The organism is Sporomusa sp. 246TCP1 (genome assembly GCF_057319775.1).
In genome coordinates this window covers 3,147,870-3,164,872 of sequence record NZ_CM170492.1, presented here as the reverse complement: position 1 = coordinate 3,164,872, position 17,003 = coordinate 3,147,870, and the positions used below count along the sequence as shown (strand labels likewise).

The following is a 17,003-nucleotide window of genomic DNA, read 5'->3' as shown; positions in this document are numbered from 1 at the left end:
AGAACCCCGTAGCTACATTGGGAATGCTGTGCAGACAGCAAGTGGATAATAAATTTTATGGAGAGTGAAAATTAATGAAAACAGCACAAGAACTACTTTTAGAGCGTAAAACCAGAGTTCATAAAGCCATTGCTTTGGAAAAACCTGATAGAACACCGGTAATAATAATGGCTGATGCTTTTTGCGCTACTCATATGGGTGTAAAGATGGCTGATTTCTGTTCAAGCCTTGCCATGCAGAATCAAACCATGTTAAACTCTGCAAAAGCCTTGGGTGATATTGATGGTATGAATTCGGTTTTTGCCGCAGGGCCGGTGTTTCCGTTAATCTTTATGACCCATGTAAAACTTCCTGGCAGGGAATTGCCGGAAAATGCCTTATGGCAGCTTGATGAAAAGGAAGTAATGACAGTCGAAGATTATGATACGATTCTTGCTAAGGGCTGGGCGCCTTTTATGCAGGATTATTTAGTAAACAGATTGCATTACCCGCTTGGTCAGACGCTGGAGGAATTAGCACAAACTCCTCAGTTTGTTAAAAATTTTGAAGATGCCGGTTATATGGTCTATTCGCCGATTATTGCTACAGCTGTTCCGGAACTGCTTGGCGGTGGCCGTTCAATGCCCAAATTCATGCATGATCTCTACAAAATTCCAGATAAAGTAGAGGCCGTCTTGGATGTTATTCAAAAAGAAAGCCTGGAAACATTGCGTCAGCAAATCAGGGCTACAAATTCCTCCATTGTTTTTATGTCTCCAGCTCGTGGCGCCAGTGAGTTCTTCTCGCCGAAACTATGGCAGCGCTTTGTCTGGAAATATCTCAAAGAGACAATTGATGTAATTATCGAAGAAGGGGCGGCAGCTGATATCCACATTGATTCTAACTGGGGACGGGATCTTGAGTTCTTCCGCACTCTGCCGAAGGGAAAATGCATATTTGAAACAGATAGTGCCACTGATATTTACAAAATAAAAGAAGTCCTTGGCGATATGATGTGTATTAAAGGCGATGTTCCGGCAGCCAAATTGGCACTGGGTACACCTGATGAGGTATATAATTATTCTGCACAATTGGTTAAGGACATGGGCCCTGGCTTCATCCTATCTTCCGGCTGTTCCATACCGCCAAATGCTAAAGTAGAGAATGTTAAAGCGATGATTTCAGCTGCTATCGGTAAATAAAAGAATCCATTATTTAATCTGTCAGGGGCTGTGGAAAAATTTAGTGATAAGTTTTCCACAGCCCTTGCTTGTATATAAGTCTTCTTGACAAACTATGTGTTTTTGAATAGTATATAGATGTATATACAGTAGCTATAGATTGTTGTTAATTACATAAGAATTATCGCTAACGTAGAATCTACCTGGAATGATGGTATTAGTCTTGCGTGCAGGGAGGTAATTTATATGGTTGATAGTAATGAATTAGTGCAGGCTGCCTTAGCAGCTAAAGCCGACCATGCGGCTATTGCCGAGGTTGCGAAGATCAAATTTGTCGAGGACTTTAGAAAAGCCTGCGAGCAAAATGTATGTCGAAAATATAATACCAATTGGGTATGTCCGCCTGCTGTCGGACCGTTTGAAGAATTGAAAGCGCGGGCCTGTCAGTATACACACGGACTTCTGTTCCAGACCGTCCATCAGATGAAAAGTTCGTTTGACTGGAAAGGCATGGTGGCTGCCAAGAAGGTTCATGATGGTGTGTTTCGAGATATTTTGGCTAGTGTGAAAAATAAACATAAAATGCAGAAAGTTCTTCCCTTAAATGCAGGTTCCTGCGAATTCTGTGCTAAATGTGCCTATTTGGATAATGAGCCCTGCCGATTTCCGGAAGAAGCCTTTGCGTCAGTGGAGGCCTATGGAATTGATGTTATTCATTTAGAAAAAACCTGTGGAATTCCATACTATAATGGGAAGAATACAGTGTCCTATGTAGGACTTATACTGTTTAATAGCGAAGAGTAGTAATAGAAACGTAAACAGAACCAGGAACCGTGTTGCGGGAGACCTGGTTCTTTTATATATGGCAGGGAGGAAAACATGAACAGTTTATCAATCAAAGCCCACCTTTGGATTGCTTTTGCCGTTATCCCTATAATTCCAGTAATTTTTCTCAGCACGCTTCAACTATTGCAGACAAAGGAACCCTCGTTAGAGTCGGTGGTTTTGAACATTGGTATTACTTTGGTGTTCACCCTCTTGGCAGGCTATTTCCATGCAAAACGGATAAATAATACGCTCAAAATTCTTGTGGAATATATTCAGGATGTGATGAGTGAAGGCTATGAGATTAAGCCGGTTAGTTTTCCGCGGTTTGCCCCCTGTGAGTTTCCTATGATGGCCGAACAGTTTTTCATAATGGCCCAGAAAACCAAAGAAGGCCAGAACGCGCTACTTGAGCTAAATGCTGAATTAGAGCAGCGGGTAGAAGAACGAACCGAAAGCATACAGAGAACCAATCATGAGCTTGCCATACTAAATCAGTTAATCACCCCTACCACACCCTACCCAGGAGGGGCAAAGATTATCGAGGGATGCCTCAAACAGTTTTTTGAACTGACAGGGGTTAAGGTAACTTTGTACCTTACCAAACCGGTAGTATCTTTAATGGGGCCTTTCGCTGAGGATATGAGTGGCATTAATGACAACGAAGCGGCGGCTAGACCTAGGCATAAAAACGCGCACAGGTACTATATTCAGCCTATTCGCTCAGGCAATACTACTTTTGGACATTTGGTAGTGTCCAATTCTCCGCTAAGTCAAGCAGATAAGAATTTTCTGGAAACATTGTCCTGCTCTGCCGGGATGATTATCCAAAAGGAAATGTTGTCACAAACACTGCAAAAGAATAATGCTGTTTTAAAGGCTGTTTTGGAAAGCATGAATGATGCCATTACGTTAGTTGACAATAGGCGGGAAGTAGCGTACGCTAATGGACGTATGGCAAAGCTACTCGATATTACCGGTGACAAGCTGCGTGGCTTGCCGGAAGAATATATTTTTGATGCAATTGCAGGTCGATTATCTCAGGCTGACAGGCAAATTATTCAACAGGCCAGGCAGAAATATGGTATTTATAAGTTCAAATTATTGAGTGGAGAAGGGCAGCGATATATGATGCTGTCAGCGTTTCCTGTTACAAGTGATGAAAATTACACCATTGGCAAAGGCTTTGTTTGGTGGGATGTTACTAAAGCGCAAGAAGTCGATAAGCTCAAGAGTGATTTGATTTCCATGGTATCCCATGAATTCAAAACACCCATTACCAGCATTAAAGGCAGTGTTGAAACCTTGTTGCGTGTAGACGCTGAATGGGAGGAAGACTTCAAACGGGAAATGTTAACAGGAATTCATGAAGATATTGACCGTATTCAGGAATTGGTTAACGATTGGCTGGATATTTCCCGGATTGATGCCAAAGCCATAGGTTTAGACCGGGAACCTGTGCGGCCAAGTGTTGTTGTGGATAATGCCATTAAAAAGCTGCCCAAACATTTTGCCAGCGGAGTAATGATCGAATCAACGGTAGAGAAATCGTTGCCTTTTATCTATGGTGACAGAATTCGTTTGGCCCAAGTGATGTTAAATCTGTTTACAAATGCCATCCGTTATAATGAGCGTAGTCCGCAAATCAAAATTTTAGCCAGCTGTGATGAAAAATATGTGCATATCAGCGTAGCCGATAATGGTATTGGGATAAATAGTGAGCACCTGGATAAAGTATTTGACCGGTTTTACTGTGTGGAAAATGGGAAAATACGTCCAAGCGGCAGTACCGGGTTAGGATTGGCAATTTGTAAAGGGATTGTCGAAGCCCATGGGGGCAGCATCAGAACCGAAAGCCACCAAGGGATAGGGAGCGTATTTACTATTTCAATACCTCAATACAACTGTGATGGTGATAAGTATGAAGAAACGTAAAATAATTATTATTGATGATGAGCCGAAAATACTGAGGTTTATTGCTGCCAATCTCAAGTCGCTGGGCTATGAACCTCATAGTTTTTTAAATGGTTCGGAGGCGCTGGAAAACATTGATTTATTAGATCCGGAACTCATCCTGCTGGATCTCATGATGCCAGGGATGGATGGGTTTACAATATTAAAAAGACTGCGAACGTTTTCTGACGTGCCAGTTATTATTTTAACGGCGCGGGGCAATTCAACTGACAAAGTGCAGGGACTCAACATGGGCGCCGATGATTATCTTACAAAACCTTTCTCCCTTGATGAGCTTTTTGCCAGAGTTCAGGCTGTTTTACGCCGTTCTGCCAAGCGGATAGCTAATATCTATGCAACAAGCGAAATAAAAAATGGCGAGGTTACGCTTAACCTGGCTCAGCGGCGAGTATGGCTAGGCAATACAGAACTAAAACTCACCGAAACAGAATATGGTCTATTTTCGTTATTAATGGTCAACGTGGGCAAAGTATTGACACATGAACAGCTTCTAAGTGATGTATGGGGCAGTGAGTACCGGGATGATGTTGAATATCTACGGGTAGCTATAGCCCGTATCCGTCAAAAAATCAAACACGCAGACTATGAGGGTGGATTGATAGTAACCTACCCTGGGGTAGGTTATATGATTTCTAATAAGGAAGCCGAAAAACACCAACTGTAATGAGTTGGTGTTTTTTTAATGTTTTTGTAATAGGTAAAGTTATGAATTTTATGCGAATTTAATGAGTAATACGATACAATACAAACAGTAGCAGCAATGCTTAAATAAAGGTATTGAAATTAAAAATTGCTTAAAAAATGGTAAGGGAGGCCCAAATATTTATGAAAAGTGATGTTGAAATTGCGCAAGAAGCCAAGATGAATCCAATCGCGGAGGTGGCTAAGGAATTAATGATCCCTGCCGAGGAATTGGAACTCTACGGCAATTACAAAACAAAAGTATCCCTTGCAACATGGGAACGGATTAAAGATAAGCCTAACGGCAAACTCATTTTGGTTACGGCCATTAATCCTACTCCTGCCGGTGAAGGGAAAACAACAACAACGGTAGGACTTGGTGATTCTTTACGGCGAAAAGGCAAGAAAGTCGTTATTGCTCTCAGAGAACCATCTTTGGGCCCCTGTTTTGGCGTTAAAGGCGGTGCAGCTGGCGGGGGTTATGCTCAGGTTGTGCCAATGGAAGATATCAATCTTCACTTTACCGGTGATTTTCATGCTATTACCACGGCGCATAACCTATTAGCTGCCGTTATTGACAATCATCTTCATCATGGAAATGCCCTCGGTATTGATTCCCGCCGCATTACCTGGAGACGGGTGGTTGATCTTAATGATCGTGCTTTGCGGAATATTGTTTGCGGACTTGGCGGCAAGGCCAATGGCGTACCCCGGGAAACCGGTTTTGATATTACAGTAGCCTCGGAAATGATGGCCATTCTCTGTTTGGCTAAAGACCTGGATGATATGAAGGAAAGAATTGGACGGATTATTGTTGCCTACACCTATGAAGGCAAACCGGTAACTCCCCAGGACCTTAAAGTGACCGGGGCTTTGACATTGCTATTTAAAGATGCTATTAAACCAAACCTTGTACAGACGCTGGAAAACACCCCTGCTTTTGTTCACGGCGGTCCATTTGCCAATATTGCTCATGGCTGTAACAGCGTATCTGCTACAAAATATGCGCTTAAACTGGCTGATTACTGTGTTACTGAGGCAGGTTTCGGAGCAGACTTAGGTGCGGAGAAATTCCTTGATATTAAATGCCGGTTTGCTGGTTTTAAGCCCAGTGCAGTTGTTATTGTGGCTACCGTTCGTGCCCTCAAGATGCATGGCGGTGTTCCCAAAAATGAGCTGGCTGGCGAAAATATGGTCGCATTGGAAAAAGGGCTTGCTAACCTTACCAAACATATCGAAAACATTCAGCAATTTGGCCTACCCGCAGTAGTAGCTATCAATGCGTTCCCAACCGACACTACCGCAGAGCTAAGCTTTGTCGAAGAAAAATGTAATGCAATGGGCGCTGAGGTAGCACTATCTGAAGTATGGGCTAAAGGCAGCTTAGGTGGGCAGGTGCTAGCGGAAAAAGTACTGGCTGCCTGTGAAAAACCTAGTAATTTTAGCTTTATGTATGATGAACAAGCTTCAATCAAGGATAAAATTGCGGCTATTGCCACCAAAATTTACGGTGCTGACGGCGTAAACTATACTGCTGCGGCAGAGAAAACTAGTAAGGAACTGACTGCTCTGGGCTTTGATAAAACCCCAATTTGTATGGCAAAGACTCAGTATTCCTTAAGTGATGATATGACCAAAATGGGACGTCCAACCGGTTTTACCATCACGGTTCGCGAAATAAGAGTTGCCGCCGGCGCAGGTTTTTTAGTGGCCATTACTGGCGATATTATGACCATGCCGGGGTTGCCGAAAGAGCCTTCCGCCATTAAGATGAATATTGATAATAGTGGTAAGATTGTAGGGTTGTTTTAACTTTCAATAAACAAAAAACCAGGAGGCCAATTTTGGCCTTCCTGGTTCTTTTGTTTATTATAGGGTGACGGTTTTATTTTCGCCACTCATAGAACAAAAATTTGCGCTTGCATTCTCAAGATAGAAGATTTCAAAAATCTCATCATCGACAGAATACATCTGTTTTAGCATCGGCATCAGCTCTAGTGCTTTAGCCTTAGCTTCTTTTGTAGTGCAAAATACAGCTTTACCACTTAGACGCATCCAGCGTGCATCTTTAGTTGCTGCACAAATTTCAGTGTTCGGATTGGCCTTTAATTGTGCATAGACCGGTTTTTGGTTGCTGGTAGCAAAGCAGAGCTTGCCGTTATGCTCCATTACAAAGCCAAATGGACGAACCTTTGGCTGATTGCCTTCAACTGTGGAAACGAAAAATGTTCTGCAGTCTTGAAGAAACGTAAGAACTTCATTCATAGAATAACCTCCAATATAGAATTAATTTAATGTTTATAGTATAATTATAAGTGCTAATAATAATCCAGCAAGTATGCAGATTATTATTACTAAGTAAGTTTTTTATTAGTATAGGAGATTTTAAAAGTGAAAGATACAGTTACTTTTTCAATAGAAGATGATGTATGCCCTGTAGGATTCGCGTTAAAGGTTATAGAAGGTAAGTGGAAATTACCGATACTTTGGGTGCTTTGTCAAAACGGGACGCTTAGATATAACGAATTAAAAAAATGTGTTGTAGGAATAACCAATATGATGTTAACAAGTTCACTTAAAGAACTTGAGGAAAGTGGAATTGTAAATAGAGTACAGTACAACGAAATACCACCACGTGTTGAATATTCATTAACAGAGATTGGGGAGACACTTTTGCCGGTTCTTGATGAATTTGCTAAATGGGGTAAGACGTTGATAGAAATTAAAAAGCAGAGGAACGGTCAATAACTGATTCCAAACATTGATATGTGTACGTCAAGGCTGACACCGGCAGATTGGAAGCTGGTGTTTTTAATTTTGGGTATTCGGATTATTGACAAATAAAAGCAATTGCAGACAAGAAAAGTTATTAAAATGTTGTTATGCTAGTATAGACAAGGAGATGATTAAATGGAGTTAATTTCAGATTATGATATTGAATTTTATACAGAAGGAAATTTACAATCTCAAGATTATCTAAGTGAGATTTGGATTCCTGTTAAGGAAAAATAATTAATTTAGACAAATTATCGGACTAAAACAAATAAAAGCTCGAAGTAATCTCTCTAATATGGACACGCAGGCAAATTTGATATATGTTGCAGTAAAAAATTTGGGAGAAACCAGGCATTAATTGTCTGGTTTCTTTGTGTTTTAACAGACTTTAAAGCATGTGGGCAAATGGGAGTGTATGATTTTTTTGAAATATGAGACAAATAGTATTGACAAGACGTAGAGCTAGCGTTATATTATACATATAGATGTATATACAACATGTATAGAATGATTGGAGGAATAAAGAGTAAATGCTAATAATCGGAGAACTTATTAACACTAGTCGCAAGGCGATTCGTGAAGCAGTAGAAGCAAGGAACACAGCCTATATCCAAGAGGTTGCCAAACAACAAGCGGCAGCCGGTGCTAATTATCTGGACGTAAACTGCGGAACAATGGTCGGCCAGGAAATTGAATGTATGGAATGGCTGGTAAATACCATCCAAGAGGTTACCGATATACCTCTATGTATCGATAGTCCTGATGAGAATGCTTTAAAAGCCGGACTAATGCTGGCCAAGACTACTAATGGCAAGCGAATGATTAATTCTACAACTGCTGAAGAGAAACGCTACCAAGCAGTCATTCCGCTGGTAAAGGAGTTTAACGCCAAGATAGTTGCTCTTTGCATTGAAGATGCCGGTATGCCGGAAACTGCTGAAGACCGTTTACGGATTGCCAGCAAATTGGTTGACGATATGGAAAAAGAGGGAATTCAGCAAGATGATATTTACCTTGATCCACTGATCAAGCCGTTAAGTACTAATGATAAATATGGGAAATCGGTATTGGATGCTATTTATGCTATTAAGCAAAAATATCCCGCAGTACACCTTACCTGTGGTTTGAGCAATATCTCCTACGGTTTTCCTAATCGGGCGGTTCTCAATCGCTTATTTGTAGTTCAAACCATGACTGTAGGAATGGATGGCTATATACTTAACCCAACAGATAAAGCTATGATGGGCGTGGTATACGCAGGACAAGCTTTATTAGGCAATGATAGATTTTGTAAAAACTATCTTAAGGCTCATAGAAAAGGAATATATGAGTAATAGCCTGTAATGCAGGTGACATAACGAATATAGTATCTAATTTTAAATAAATTAATGATATGGGGGAATTTGAAATGGCAAAAGTTGATTTGGTAAAAGCGGTAATTGAGTTAGAGGAAGATTTAGTAATTTCGTCAGTAAATGAACAACTTGCAGCCGGTGTGTCAGCAGTTGAGATTCTTGGACAGCTGCAAGAAGGTATGGAGGGCGTAGGCAAACTGTATGAAGCTGGTGACTATTATCTGTCCGAATTGATTATGTCTGCCGAAGTTTTTTCAAATGCAGCAGCTCTTCTTGGTTCGGCCCTTGCAGATAGCGGCGATAAAAAAGCTGTCGGCACAGTTATCCTGGGAACTGTAAAAGATGATATTCATGATATCGGTAAAAATATTGTTTCCACAATTCTAAACTGTAACGGTTTCAAAGTAGTGGATATTGGTGTCGATGCCCCGATCGAAACCTTTATTGAGGCAGTAAAAACTCACAAACCGGATGTAGTTGGTATGTTCTGTCTGTTGACAACTGCTTTTGATGTGATGAAAGAAACTGTAGCAGCGGTAAAAGCTACTGGTACTAAAGCAACTATTCTAGTTGGCGGCGGCCCGGTTGACGAAAGTGTTGCTACATGGTGTGCGGCAGATGGCTATTGCAAGAATGCTTATGACGCAGTTGAAATGTCCAAAACAGCTTCGGGCGTTAACTAGACGGCATATCCCCAAATGGTAATAGCATAGTGAGCATTGCCAGGAAATGCTATTACTCTAGAGAATAATCCGGGTTGCAGGGCAATCCGGATTATTTCGATAGCGGCTCCAAGATACTTCCTAACTTGGTAGATAGATGGTATACTGGTTTTATAACTATTAGATAGCTTACGTGAGTAGGTAAAGGTGGGGAACGAATGCGTATTTTACTGTTCGGCGGGTTCTTGGGTTCAGGTAAAACTACCACAATACTGCAGATTGCCAAATATATTACCGAAAATAAGCATGAGACAGTAGCTCTTATTGAAAACGAAATTGGCGAAGCCGGTATTGATGATAAGTTGTTAGCTGATAGCGGCTTACAAGTAAGGCCGCTGTTTGGTGGCTGCGTATGCTGTCAAATTACAAGCGATCTAATAACTGCGGTAAGAGAGATCAATGAAACTATTAAGCCGGATTGGCTGATCATTGAGATGACCGGGTTAGCTATTCCTGGTAATATTGCTAAATTGATTAATGAATATTGTAACTTTTATACCGGGTTTAAGACGATAACGATTGTTGATATGGGGCGTTGGCCGGAGTTAAAAGAAGTTCTTGGCCCCCTTGTTACCGGACAGGTAGAGAAAACAGACCTTGTTATTATTAACAAGGCCGATATTGCTGGTTCTGACAGGACGAAAATTATTAATGACATCCGTGAACTAGTCAACACTGCACCGATTAAGGTAGCTAGTGCAGCAGATAACTTGCCTCCAGATATAATAGAGGAGGTAATTCGCTTTGAATAAACTCAAACATAAATTCAAAATCAACAACAAACAGACACCTACAACCCTGACTGATGCTACCGTTTTTAGTAAAACTCATTCTATTAGCTTTGATAAGCCTGTTACCAAGTTAAATGTTGAAAAACTTGTAAAGCAACTGATACAGGATATTGGCAAACCTTTAGCCCATAATGGTATTATCGTGGGCCATATTAAGGTGCTTGCCAAAGTACCGAGTGAAGAGTTTCTGTTTTTATCGCTTACAAGACTTGACCGGCTGGACGTAAAGTCGTCGTCCGAGTGGCAATCTGGCTTATCCGGTGAATTTATTAGTGTTACATTGGATATCAACGTCTTAGTGTTTGGGCATAGTAAGAAGGCTGTAGAAGAAATAGTGAATGAATCACTCGCCATTTTACGCAAAGACAGTAGCTGTGGTAATTGCTAATTGTGTACTACCATGATGTTTCGACGTCTCTACTCCCGTTAGAGGCGTGTTACATACATTCTGCCAAAAGAAGAACTACCAGCGTAATAGAAGTGGTTCTTCTTTTTGGTTTCTATTTATAGTTTTACTATTTAAGAAGCGAAAGAGGGCTTACACATGATAGAGGCATCTTCAGTGTATACATTATGTATTGAAGGCGAAGATCGTTCTTTGCCCTGCGAGCGGGAAAAAACAATTTTGCGTGCTCTCATTGACGGCGGCATATTTCTTGAAGCTAACTGTGGTGGACGAGGTACCTGCGGTAAGTGTAAAATTCAGGTTCTTGAGGGCCCTGTTAGCGGTAAAAACGGAGTTGAAATTCAGTCAGATAAGGACAATATGTATCAGGCGTGCCAGGTTTATCCTCAAGGCGATATCACCATTGTGCTGAAAAGGTCTGAGGCAAGTCAAAAGGGACAAGCTTTTGAAATAGTAATTGACGATGATATGCCTTTACTCCGGAAGGTTGTTTTGACGCCGTCCTATCCTACTGTTAATAACCATTATTCTTTGCAGGAGATGATTCATCAGGCGCTGGGAAAAAGTAAACCAACTGGTGGTATTTTCGACAACACGGGGAATATTGCGAGTGTTGCAATACTTCAGCAATTAAGTGAAGTGGTGGAAACAACCCCTGAACTCATCACTGTTACGATGCTCGATAGTAAGGTTATTGCAGTTGAAGCAGGGGATACGTCAAATATGCTGTATGGTGTGGCGTTTGATATTGGTACAACTACCGTTGTAGGCATGCTGGTAGATATTAACGCCAAAAAGATAGTTGCCGTATGCTCGAAAAATAATCCGCAAGCCGCACTGGGGGCTGATGTTATTTCCCGGATTCAAGCTACGCATGAACTGGAGGGCGGACTGGAACGGTTGTCGGGGCTTATCCGGCATTGTTTAAATCAAATTATTGCTGAGTTATGTAGCTCAGTTGAGGTGACACAAAACCATATTTATGCCGGAACCATAGCTGGTAATGCTACGATGGCACATTTGGTATTAGCAATTTCACCATCGACGCTGGTGAGAAAGCCATATGCCGCACTGTTTAATTATATATCGCCGCTTAGTCCTAAGGCGCTGGAACTGGATATAAATCCACAAGGGAAAATTATGATGCTGCCGAATATTGCCAGCTTTGTTGGCTCAGATACGACGGCAGCTATTCTGGCTGTAGATCAGGATATTGCGGTAGAACCAATACTAATGGTAGATTTAGGCACTAATGGCGAGATGGCTATTGGGGATGGGAAAAAGCTGTACGTCTGTTCGACGGCAGCCGGGCCTGCCTTTGAAGGGGCTCATATCCGGGATGGTATGAGGGCGGCAGATGGTGCTATTAGCGATGTCACGATAACCGGGCAGGCTGTGTCTGTGCAAGTAATTGGCAATGTTACACCTACTGGTATCTGTGGCTCAGGCATTGTAAAGGCCATTGCCGAGATGGTAAAAAACGGTATATTACAGGAAGGCGGACGGTTTAACAAGCCTGAGCGGGCAAACTTACCAGACCAGCTACGGCGACGTTTGAAAAAAAAGGATGGTCAATGGGAATTTGTTCTTTATGAAGGAGAAAATAGTGCCAGTGGCACTGACATTTCGATCACGCAGAATGATGTACGTCAGCTCCAATTGGTAAAATCGTCAATATGCACCGGTATCCAATTTTTAATTGACAGGATGCCTGCTGAAACTCAATACAAGGAAGTATGCTTAGCAGGTGCCTTTGGAAATTATATTGATATTGATAGCGCTTTAACAATTGGCTTGTTACCAGGATTTAAAAGAGAGGCTATCCGTTCTGTTGGAAATGCGGCAGGGACAGGTGCAGTTCAGGCACTATTATCTGCAGAAAAAATGCAGAGATGCATAAATATAGCCAATAAAGTCAGCTATATAGAACTAGCCGCACAGCCAGAGTTTCAAAATAGATTTTTGAAAAACTTGAGTTTCTCCCGATAGTGTCAAAGTAAGGAAGCTACGCTGCATCCAGACAGCTTGGAGTGCAGCGTGGTTTTCATATACGATATTGTAATATAAAGTTCGACTTAGCTTCAGGTGGGGTTTTAACCCCATCTGAAGCTAAGTCGAACTAATCCAGGGATCAAGTTTGGGAAGGAGAGCTTAGAATATGGTGTTAAAACTGCTGCGAATGATCGGGCAAGGCATAGTTTTATGGGTTGTTTTCTGGCTTGGCAACCAAATTACAGCTATTACTGGGCTACCTATCCCGGGTGCCGTATTTGGGATGGTGTTGTTATTTGCACTTTTACTATATGGAATTGTTAAACTTAGTTATATTCAGGATGCGGCCGATTTTTTACTGAGACATATGCTATTTTTCTTTATCCCGGTAGCAGTAGGCCTAATGGATTGGGGAGCTGTGTTTTATGAACATGGCGTAGTGCTGGCGACAGCCCTGGTGGTAGGTGCGGTTTTACCGTTTTTTACAGTAGGTATTCTTACCAAATGTCTGAATAAGGGTGAAAAGAAATGCAGTTAGTGCTTTCCGCTGGCTTTATTCTCCTCACTGTCGCAGTCTATCTTGTTAGTCGTTATTTGTATTTCCGATACAATAGTCCATTAATTAATATTGTTTTGTTGAGCGCTGCTGCAATTATTGCAATCCTGGTGATTTGCAAGCTGCCTTATGAGGCATACAGTCTGGCCAAAGATGCTATGACTTTTCTACTTGGACCAGCGACAGTTTCCCTAGCGGTGCCGCTTTACCGGAATAGGCATTTATTGAAACAATATGGTACGGCTATATTTGTTGGTGTAGGTATGGGAACGGTTGTATCAATGACAGCGGTGCTATTCATTACTAAGGCTGGTGGTTTATCAAGAGAAATCATAGTATCTATTATCCCAAAATCTTCAACAATTCCTTTTGCTGTTGAAGTTGCGGGAATGGCAGGCGGCAATCCTGCGTTAGCGGTAGCTTTCGTTGTTGCTACCGGAACTTTTGGCTCTGTCATCGGGCTAATATTACTTACCTGGTTCAATATTTATGATCCTGTTGCCAGGGGACTAGCTATGGGTACGGTATCACATGGACAAGGAACGGCAATGGCTCTTTTGGAAGGTGAACAGCAAGGGTCTATGGCGGGTGTAGCAATGGCTTTGGCAGGAATATTTACCTCGTTGTTGGCACCTATTCTTGTGGCTTTCTTTGTAGACGGTTAATCGCTTTTCCTGAAATAGTTTCATTCTCCAGGGAACCGGATGTTCTATTTTTGCTTTCTACTAAGCCCACAACAATTACAAGCACGGCAAACAGTGCTGCTATGTCGGCCTGGCTAACTTCACACAAGTCCAGATAGTGGGTTATGAAGGCATCAGATGCAATGATGCTGCCTGAGGTCCAGCCTAAGAATAGTGCTCCAAGCCACATGATAAAGGGAAATCGGTTTAACATACCGGCAATGATTGAACTACCACCAATGATGATAGGGAAACTTATGAACAATCCGATAGCTAATAATAGCGGATTACCCTCAGTAATTACCGCGACAGTTAACACATTATCCAGACTCATAATGGTATTAGCAATCATGATCTTGATAATTGTTGGCAGTAAATCAAGGTTTTCGATCGGCTGAGTAAAAGTGGCCTCATCGGAAATGAGTAATTTTACAGCAACCCATGTAAGGACAACTCCGCCGACTATTTTGAGATAGGGAATATCTAATAAAATCGCGGCAGTATATGTCAGTAGAATCTGCATTACGATGGCACCCAGGCTGCCTAAGAATAAGACGGTTCTCTGGTGCTGGGGCGCAAGCCTCTGAGTTGCCATAGCAATAGCTAGTGCATTATCACCTGAAAGTAATAAATTAACGGCAGTGATACTTAAAATTATTGACCAATCCACATAATTCCCTCCTTATTCTCCTTTATTAGCCTATGCTAACGTGGACTAAAGGGTGACTTCGCTCATTAATAGCAGGTTTTTTTGGAGAAAAATAGGGAAATATGGTATTATATTCTTTGAACTATATTTTTGTAGGAAAGGAGTTAAACTTTATGGCAAAGGATTGTTCTTTCGACATTGTATCAGAAGTAGATCTGCAGGAGATGGATAATGCAGTAAATCAGGCAACGAAAGAAATCGGGCAGCGCTACGATTTTAAAGGCAGCAAAGCTGAAATGGTTTTGGATAAAGAATCCTTAAAATTATCGGCTGAAGATGACTATAAGCTGGGAGCTATGCTGGATATTCTTAGAAGCAAGATGGTTAAACGCAATGTTCCACTAAAGTGTCTGGATGTTGGTAAAATTGAGTCTGCTTTCAGTGGCACAGTGAAGCAAATTGTCACCATCCAAAAGGGCATCAGCAAAGAAAAGGCCAAAGAGGTTGTCAACTATATTAAAGAACAGAAGCTGAAAGTACAGGCACAGATTATGGATGACCAGCTACGGGTAACAGGCGCGAAAAAAGATGATTTGCAGGCCGTTATTCAAAAGCTTAAAGAGAAAGATTTTGGTATTGAGTTGCAGTGCATTAATTTCCGCTCATAAAATAAAAGCCACCCTATTGTAGGATTCATTTCATCCAATAGGGTGGCTTTTATAGTAGTCGATATCAGGAAATTGAGAGCACAAGTTCAATGCGTCCGCTGGAAAAGGTTATTGGAATCCGGTACCCGGTATAGTGAGCGGTATTAGGTGTTATTGCCGGCGGGTGTAAATCAAGATTGAAGCCTTTATCTGATACATTAATAAGAAAGATACCATTATGCAAATTCAGGAATTCACTTACACTATCTTTTGCCAGTTCATCCACATGGGTTAATGTCTCTTGGCTGAAACGACCGGCTATATCAACAAGCCCGGCATCGCTGAGGATTATTCCAGTAGAAACGGTGTAGTTGCCAATTGCTTGTTGGGAGATATACCAGCCATCAGCTGTTTGGTTTAACGGTTGCGGCCAGGAAAGTACAGGACGTTCATTGAGGAAGCGAATGCTGTTTTTCAGGAAAAGTGCGACATAATCATAGTAGAACTGAGGAACGTCATTAGCAGGAAAATCCAGAAATAAACGAACGATTTCATCCATATTGCCAGTCTGCATAGCTTGGAGTTGTTCGGTAGAGAACTGGGTATCCTGCTTAAATTGAGTAAGTGCTGTTTCTAATTGTGATAATGTAAGATAGCCTTTATCAATGATCGCCTGACTTAGGTTCAAATGACGGCTGTCTTGTTGGGAAAGCAGGCTATCAACCTGCGTCTGGGTAAGATAGCCTTTGGTGATGGCAATTTCGCCAAACCGGCGATCCATCGTTCGTTGCAGGCCATGTACTTCTTCAACCTGATTTGCTGTCATAAGTCCGTTATTAATTGCTAAAACTCCAAGCTTTACATGGGTTGATTCGGCTAATGACAGTAACTCGCAAAGCTGGTCGGCAGAAATGAGGCTTGTATTAAGTAGGTATTGACCCAAATATTGTGTATACATCATTAGCTCCTTTTATTCAATATAACCAATCGCTTTGGCAATTTGGTCTTTGGTGTAGGGTTTTTGGATAAAATCAGTAGCGCCATTTTTAAGGGCTTCGAGAAGTTTTTTGGCAGTGCCGGTTGATGACAGCATAATAACACGTGCACTTTTGTCACAATGTTTGATTTGCTTAAGGGCTTCCAGGCCGTCAAGCTCAGGCATTACAATGTCCAAGAATATTGTGTTAGGGGTATGGAGTTTGAACATTTCAACACACTCAAGGCCGTTCTTTGCTTCATAAACCTGGCAGCCCAATTCTTCGAGTGTGGCCCGGAGTTTTTTTCGAATAAGCATTGAGTCATCACAGATTAATACTGAGGCGTGAGATTTCATAGTAAACTCCTTCCATAAACTAGTGATTTAAGATATATTCTCGTTAACTTAGTAAAATTCCTTGTAAATTTTACTAATAGAATACAATATTGCAAAAAATGACTAATTTATGGCTTGGAATTCCTTAAGCTACTGCATGTGCAGCATCGGCAATGGTAAAGGCTTTACTTAGCCGGGTGCGGTCAAAGGCAGTTTTGACTGTGCCGTGCAGGCCTTGAAGAGTGATGTTGCCGCCACTTTGCAGGGCGCGTTTTTGAATAGTAACAAGAATACCCAATCCGGTTGAATCAATGTTGCTTACATGAGAAAAATCAACTGTAAAACTGTTGTAGCCGTCTGCGATATACGTTAGCAGGGTCGCCCGGAGCTGGGCGGCGGCTTCTCCTTGCAAGCTGCCTGTCAAATTTGCGATAACCTGACTGTTTTCAATAAGAAATTCGTGGTTTTCCATTCT

General features: G+C 41.6%; 19 protein-coding genes. 14 read left to right on the top strand and 5 right to left on the bottom strand.

The genetic code is table 11. The features are described 5' to 3' along the window. Positions 1 to 74 precede the first annotated feature (74 nt). The 5 genes from AC1ECB_RS15025 (at position 75) to AC1ECB_RS15005 (ending at position 6,452) form a co-directional block, all read left to right on the top strand. Positions 75 to 1,181, top strand: coding sequence for a uroporphyrinogen decarboxylase family protein (locus tag AC1ECB_RS15025; protein WP_485664545.1), 1,107 nt, complete (start codon positions 75 to 77; stop codon positions 1,179 to 1,181). A gap of 225 nt (positions 1,182 to 1,406) precedes the next feature. Then, positions 1,407 to 1,964, top strand: a complete 558-nt coding sequence (locus AC1ECB_RS15020; protein WP_485664544.1) for a DUF2284 domain-containing protein — start codon at positions 1,407 to 1,409, stop codon at positions 1,962 to 1,964. Positions 1,965 to 2,039: 75 nt separating this feature from the next. Continuing rightward, a complete protein-coding gene (locus AC1ECB_RS15015; RefSeq protein ID WP_485664543.1) occupies positions 2,040 to 3,920 on the top strand; it encodes a sensor histidine kinase in 1,881 nt (626 codons plus the stop codon). After that, positions 3,907 to 4,623, top strand: a complete 717-nt coding sequence (locus AC1ECB_RS15010) for a response regulator transcription factor (RefSeq protein WP_485664542.1) — start codon at positions 3,907 to 3,909, stop codon at positions 4,621 to 4,623. Before AC1ECB_RS15015 ends, AC1ECB_RS15010 begins: the two co-directional genes overlap by 14 nt. 161 nt (positions 4,624 to 4,784) lie before the next feature. Continuing rightward, entirely contained in the window at positions 4,785 to 6,452 is a 1,668-nt protein-coding gene (locus AC1ECB_RS15005) for a formate--tetrahydrofolate ligase (protein WP_485664541.1), read from the top strand. A gap of 57 nt (positions 6,453 to 6,509) precedes the next feature. On the opposite strand, the gene AC1ECB_RS15000 is transcribed toward AC1ECB_RS15005, so the two are convergent. Then, a complete protein-coding gene (locus tag AC1ECB_RS15000) occupies positions 6,510 to 6,905 on the bottom strand; it encodes a pyridoxamine 5'-phosphate oxidase family protein (protein WP_021171365.1) in 396 nt (131 codons plus the stop codon). A gap of 126 nt (positions 6,906 to 7,031) precedes the next feature. Here AC1ECB_RS15000 and AC1ECB_RS14995 point away from each other — a divergent pair, with 126 nt between their 5' ends. From AC1ECB_RS14995 to AC1ECB_RS14960, 8 genes are all read left to right on the top strand, one after another. Next, positions 7,032 to 7,388 carry a winged helix-turn-helix transcriptional regulator gene (locus AC1ECB_RS14995; protein ID WP_485664540.1) on the top strand — a complete coding sequence of 119 codons (357 nt, stop codon included), beginning with the start codon at positions 7,032 to 7,034 and terminating at the stop codon, positions 7,386 to 7,388. A 557-nt stretch (positions 7,389 to 7,945) separates the two neighbouring features. Next, positions 7,946 to 8,749 (top strand): methyltetrahydrofolate cobalamin methyltransferase, encoded by an 804-nt coding sequence (locus AC1ECB_RS14990; RefSeq protein ID WP_485664539.1) that lies wholly within the window; start codon positions 7,946 to 7,948, stop codon positions 8,747 to 8,749. 74 nt (positions 8,750 to 8,823) lie between these two features. Beyond that, positions 8,824 to 9,453: a cobalamin B12-binding domain-containing protein gene (locus tag AC1ECB_RS14985; protein ID WP_485664538.1), complete on the top strand. Its 630-nt coding sequence runs from the start codon at positions 8,824 to 8,826 to the stop codon at positions 9,451 to 9,453. 197 nt (positions 9,454 to 9,650) lie between these two features. Next, entirely contained in the window at positions 9,651 to 10,244 is a 594-nt protein-coding gene (locus AC1ECB_RS14980; RefSeq protein WP_485664537.1) for a GTP-binding protein, read from the top strand. After that, the gene (locus AC1ECB_RS14975) at positions 10,237 to 10,671 is read left to right on the top strand and encodes a hypothetical protein (protein ID WP_485664536.1); all 435 of its coding nucleotides are present in this window, start codon (positions 10,237 to 10,239) and stop codon (positions 10,669 to 10,671) included. Before AC1ECB_RS14980 ends, AC1ECB_RS14975 begins: the two co-directional genes overlap by 8 nt. A gap of 156 nt (positions 10,672 to 10,827) precedes the next feature. After that, a complete protein-coding gene (locus AC1ECB_RS14970) occupies positions 10,828 to 12,678 on the top strand; it encodes an ASKHA domain-containing protein (protein ID WP_485664535.1) in 1,851 nt (616 codons plus the stop codon). 169 nt (positions 12,679 to 12,847) lie between these two features. Then, positions 12,848 to 13,219 (top strand): CidA/LrgA family protein, encoded by a 372-nt coding sequence (locus tag AC1ECB_RS14965; RefSeq protein ID WP_485664534.1) that lies wholly within the window; start codon positions 12,848 to 12,850, stop codon positions 13,217 to 13,219. Continuing rightward, the gene (locus AC1ECB_RS14960; RefSeq protein WP_485664533.1) at positions 13,210 to 13,902 is read left to right on the top strand and encodes an LrgB family protein; all 693 of its coding nucleotides are present in this window, start codon (positions 13,210 to 13,212) and stop codon (positions 13,900 to 13,902) included. Before AC1ECB_RS14965 ends, AC1ECB_RS14960 begins: the two co-directional genes overlap by 10 nt. Here AC1ECB_RS14960 and AC1ECB_RS14955 read toward each other — a convergent pair. Continuing rightward, positions 13,871 to 14,590, bottom strand: coding sequence for a YjbE family putative metal transport protein (locus AC1ECB_RS14955; RefSeq protein ID WP_485664532.1), 720 nt, complete (start codon positions 14,588 to 14,590; stop codon positions 13,871 to 13,873). The two genes, AC1ECB_RS14960 and AC1ECB_RS14955, sit on opposite strands and share 32 nt — an antisense overlap. Positions 14,591 to 14,742: 152 nt before the next feature. On the opposite strand from AC1ECB_RS14955, the gene AC1ECB_RS14950 reads away from it, so the two are divergent. Next, the gene (locus tag AC1ECB_RS14950) at positions 14,743 to 15,237 is read left to right on the top strand and encodes a YajQ family cyclic di-GMP-binding protein (RefSeq protein WP_485664531.1); all 495 of its coding nucleotides are present in this window, start codon (positions 14,743 to 14,745) and stop codon (positions 15,235 to 15,237) included. A 64-nt stretch (positions 15,238 to 15,301) separates the two neighbouring features. Here AC1ECB_RS14950 and AC1ECB_RS14945 read toward each other — a convergent pair whose 3' ends face one another. The 3 genes from AC1ECB_RS14945 to AC1ECB_RS14935 form a co-directional block, all read right to left on the bottom strand. Next, positions 15,302 to 16,177, bottom strand: coding sequence for a hypothetical protein (locus AC1ECB_RS14945; RefSeq protein ID WP_485664530.1), 876 nt, complete (start codon positions 16,175 to 16,177; stop codon positions 15,302 to 15,304). Positions 16,178 to 16,186: 9 nt separating this feature from the next. Continuing rightward, on the bottom strand, positions 16,187 to 16,549 hold the full coding sequence (locus tag AC1ECB_RS14940) for a response regulator (RefSeq protein WP_485664529.1): 363 nt from the start codon (positions 16,547 to 16,549) through the stop codon (positions 16,187 to 16,189). 124 nt (positions 16,550 to 16,673) lie between these two features. Further along, entirely contained in the window at positions 16,674 to 17,000 is a 327-nt protein-coding gene (locus AC1ECB_RS14935) for an STAS domain-containing protein (protein WP_485664528.1), read from the bottom strand. Positions 17,001 to 17,003 lie beyond the last annotated feature (3 nt).

Excerpts from the sequence above, each read along its gene's own strand:
- AC1ECB_RS15005 (WP_485664541.1), top strand. The coding sequence starts at position 4,785 with ATGAAAAGTGATGTTGAAATTGCGCAAGAAGCCAAGATGAATCCAATC.
- AC1ECB_RS14940 (WP_485664529.1), bottom strand. The coding sequence starts at position 16,549 with ATGAAATCTCACGCCTCAGTATTAATCTGTGATGACTCAATGCTTATT.
- AC1ECB_RS15025 (WP_485664545.1), top strand. The coding sequence starts at position 75 with ATGAAAACAGCACAAGAACTACTTTTAGAGCGTAAAACCAGAGTTCAT.
- AC1ECB_RS15015 (WP_485664543.1), top strand. The coding sequence starts at position 2,040 with ATGAACAGTTTATCAATCAAAGCCCACCTTTGGATTGCTTTTGCCGTT.
- AC1ECB_RS15010 (WP_485664542.1), top strand. The coding sequence starts at position 3,907 with ATGAAGAAACGTAAAATAATTATTATTGATGATGAGCCGAAAATACTG.
- AC1ECB_RS14985 (WP_485664538.1), top strand. The coding sequence starts at position 8,824 with ATGGCAAAAGTTGATTTGGTAAAAGCGGTAATTGAGTTAGAGGAAGAT.
- AC1ECB_RS14945 (WP_485664530.1), bottom strand. The coding sequence starts at position 16,177 with ATGATGTATACACAATATTTGGGTCAATACCTACTTAATACAAGCCTC.
- AC1ECB_RS14950 (WP_485664531.1), top strand. The coding sequence starts at position 14,743 with ATGGCAAAGGATTGTTCTTTCGACATTGTATCAGAAGTAGATCTGCAG.
- AC1ECB_RS15020 (WP_485664544.1), top strand. The coding sequence starts at position 1,407 with ATGGTTGATAGTAATGAATTAGTGCAGGCTGCCTTAGCAGCTAAAGCC.
- AC1ECB_RS15000 (WP_021171365.1), bottom strand. The coding sequence starts at position 6,905 with ATGAATGAAGTTCTTACGTTTCTTCAAGACTGCAGAACATTTTTCGTT.
- AC1ECB_RS14965 (WP_485664534.1), top strand. The coding sequence starts at position 12,848 with ATGGTGTTAAAACTGCTGCGAATGATCGGGCAAGGCATAGTTTTATGG.
- AC1ECB_RS14970 (WP_485664535.1), top strand. The coding sequence starts at position 10,828 with ATGATAGAGGCATCTTCAGTGTATACATTATGTATTGAAGGCGAAGAT.
- AC1ECB_RS14990 (WP_485664539.1), top strand. The coding sequence starts at position 7,946 with ATGCTAATAATCGGAGAACTTATTAACACTAGTCGCAAGGCGATTCGT.
- AC1ECB_RS14980 (WP_485664537.1), top strand. The coding sequence starts at position 9,651 with ATGCGTATTTTACTGTTCGGCGGGTTCTTGGGTTCAGGTAAAACTACC.
- AC1ECB_RS14960 (WP_485664533.1), top strand. The coding sequence starts at position 13,210 with ATGCAGTTAGTGCTTTCCGCTGGCTTTATTCTCCTCACTGTCGCAGTC.
- AC1ECB_RS14935 (WP_485664528.1), bottom strand. The coding sequence starts at position 17,000 with ATGGAAAACCACGAATTTCTTATTGAAAACAGTCAGGTTATCGCAAAT.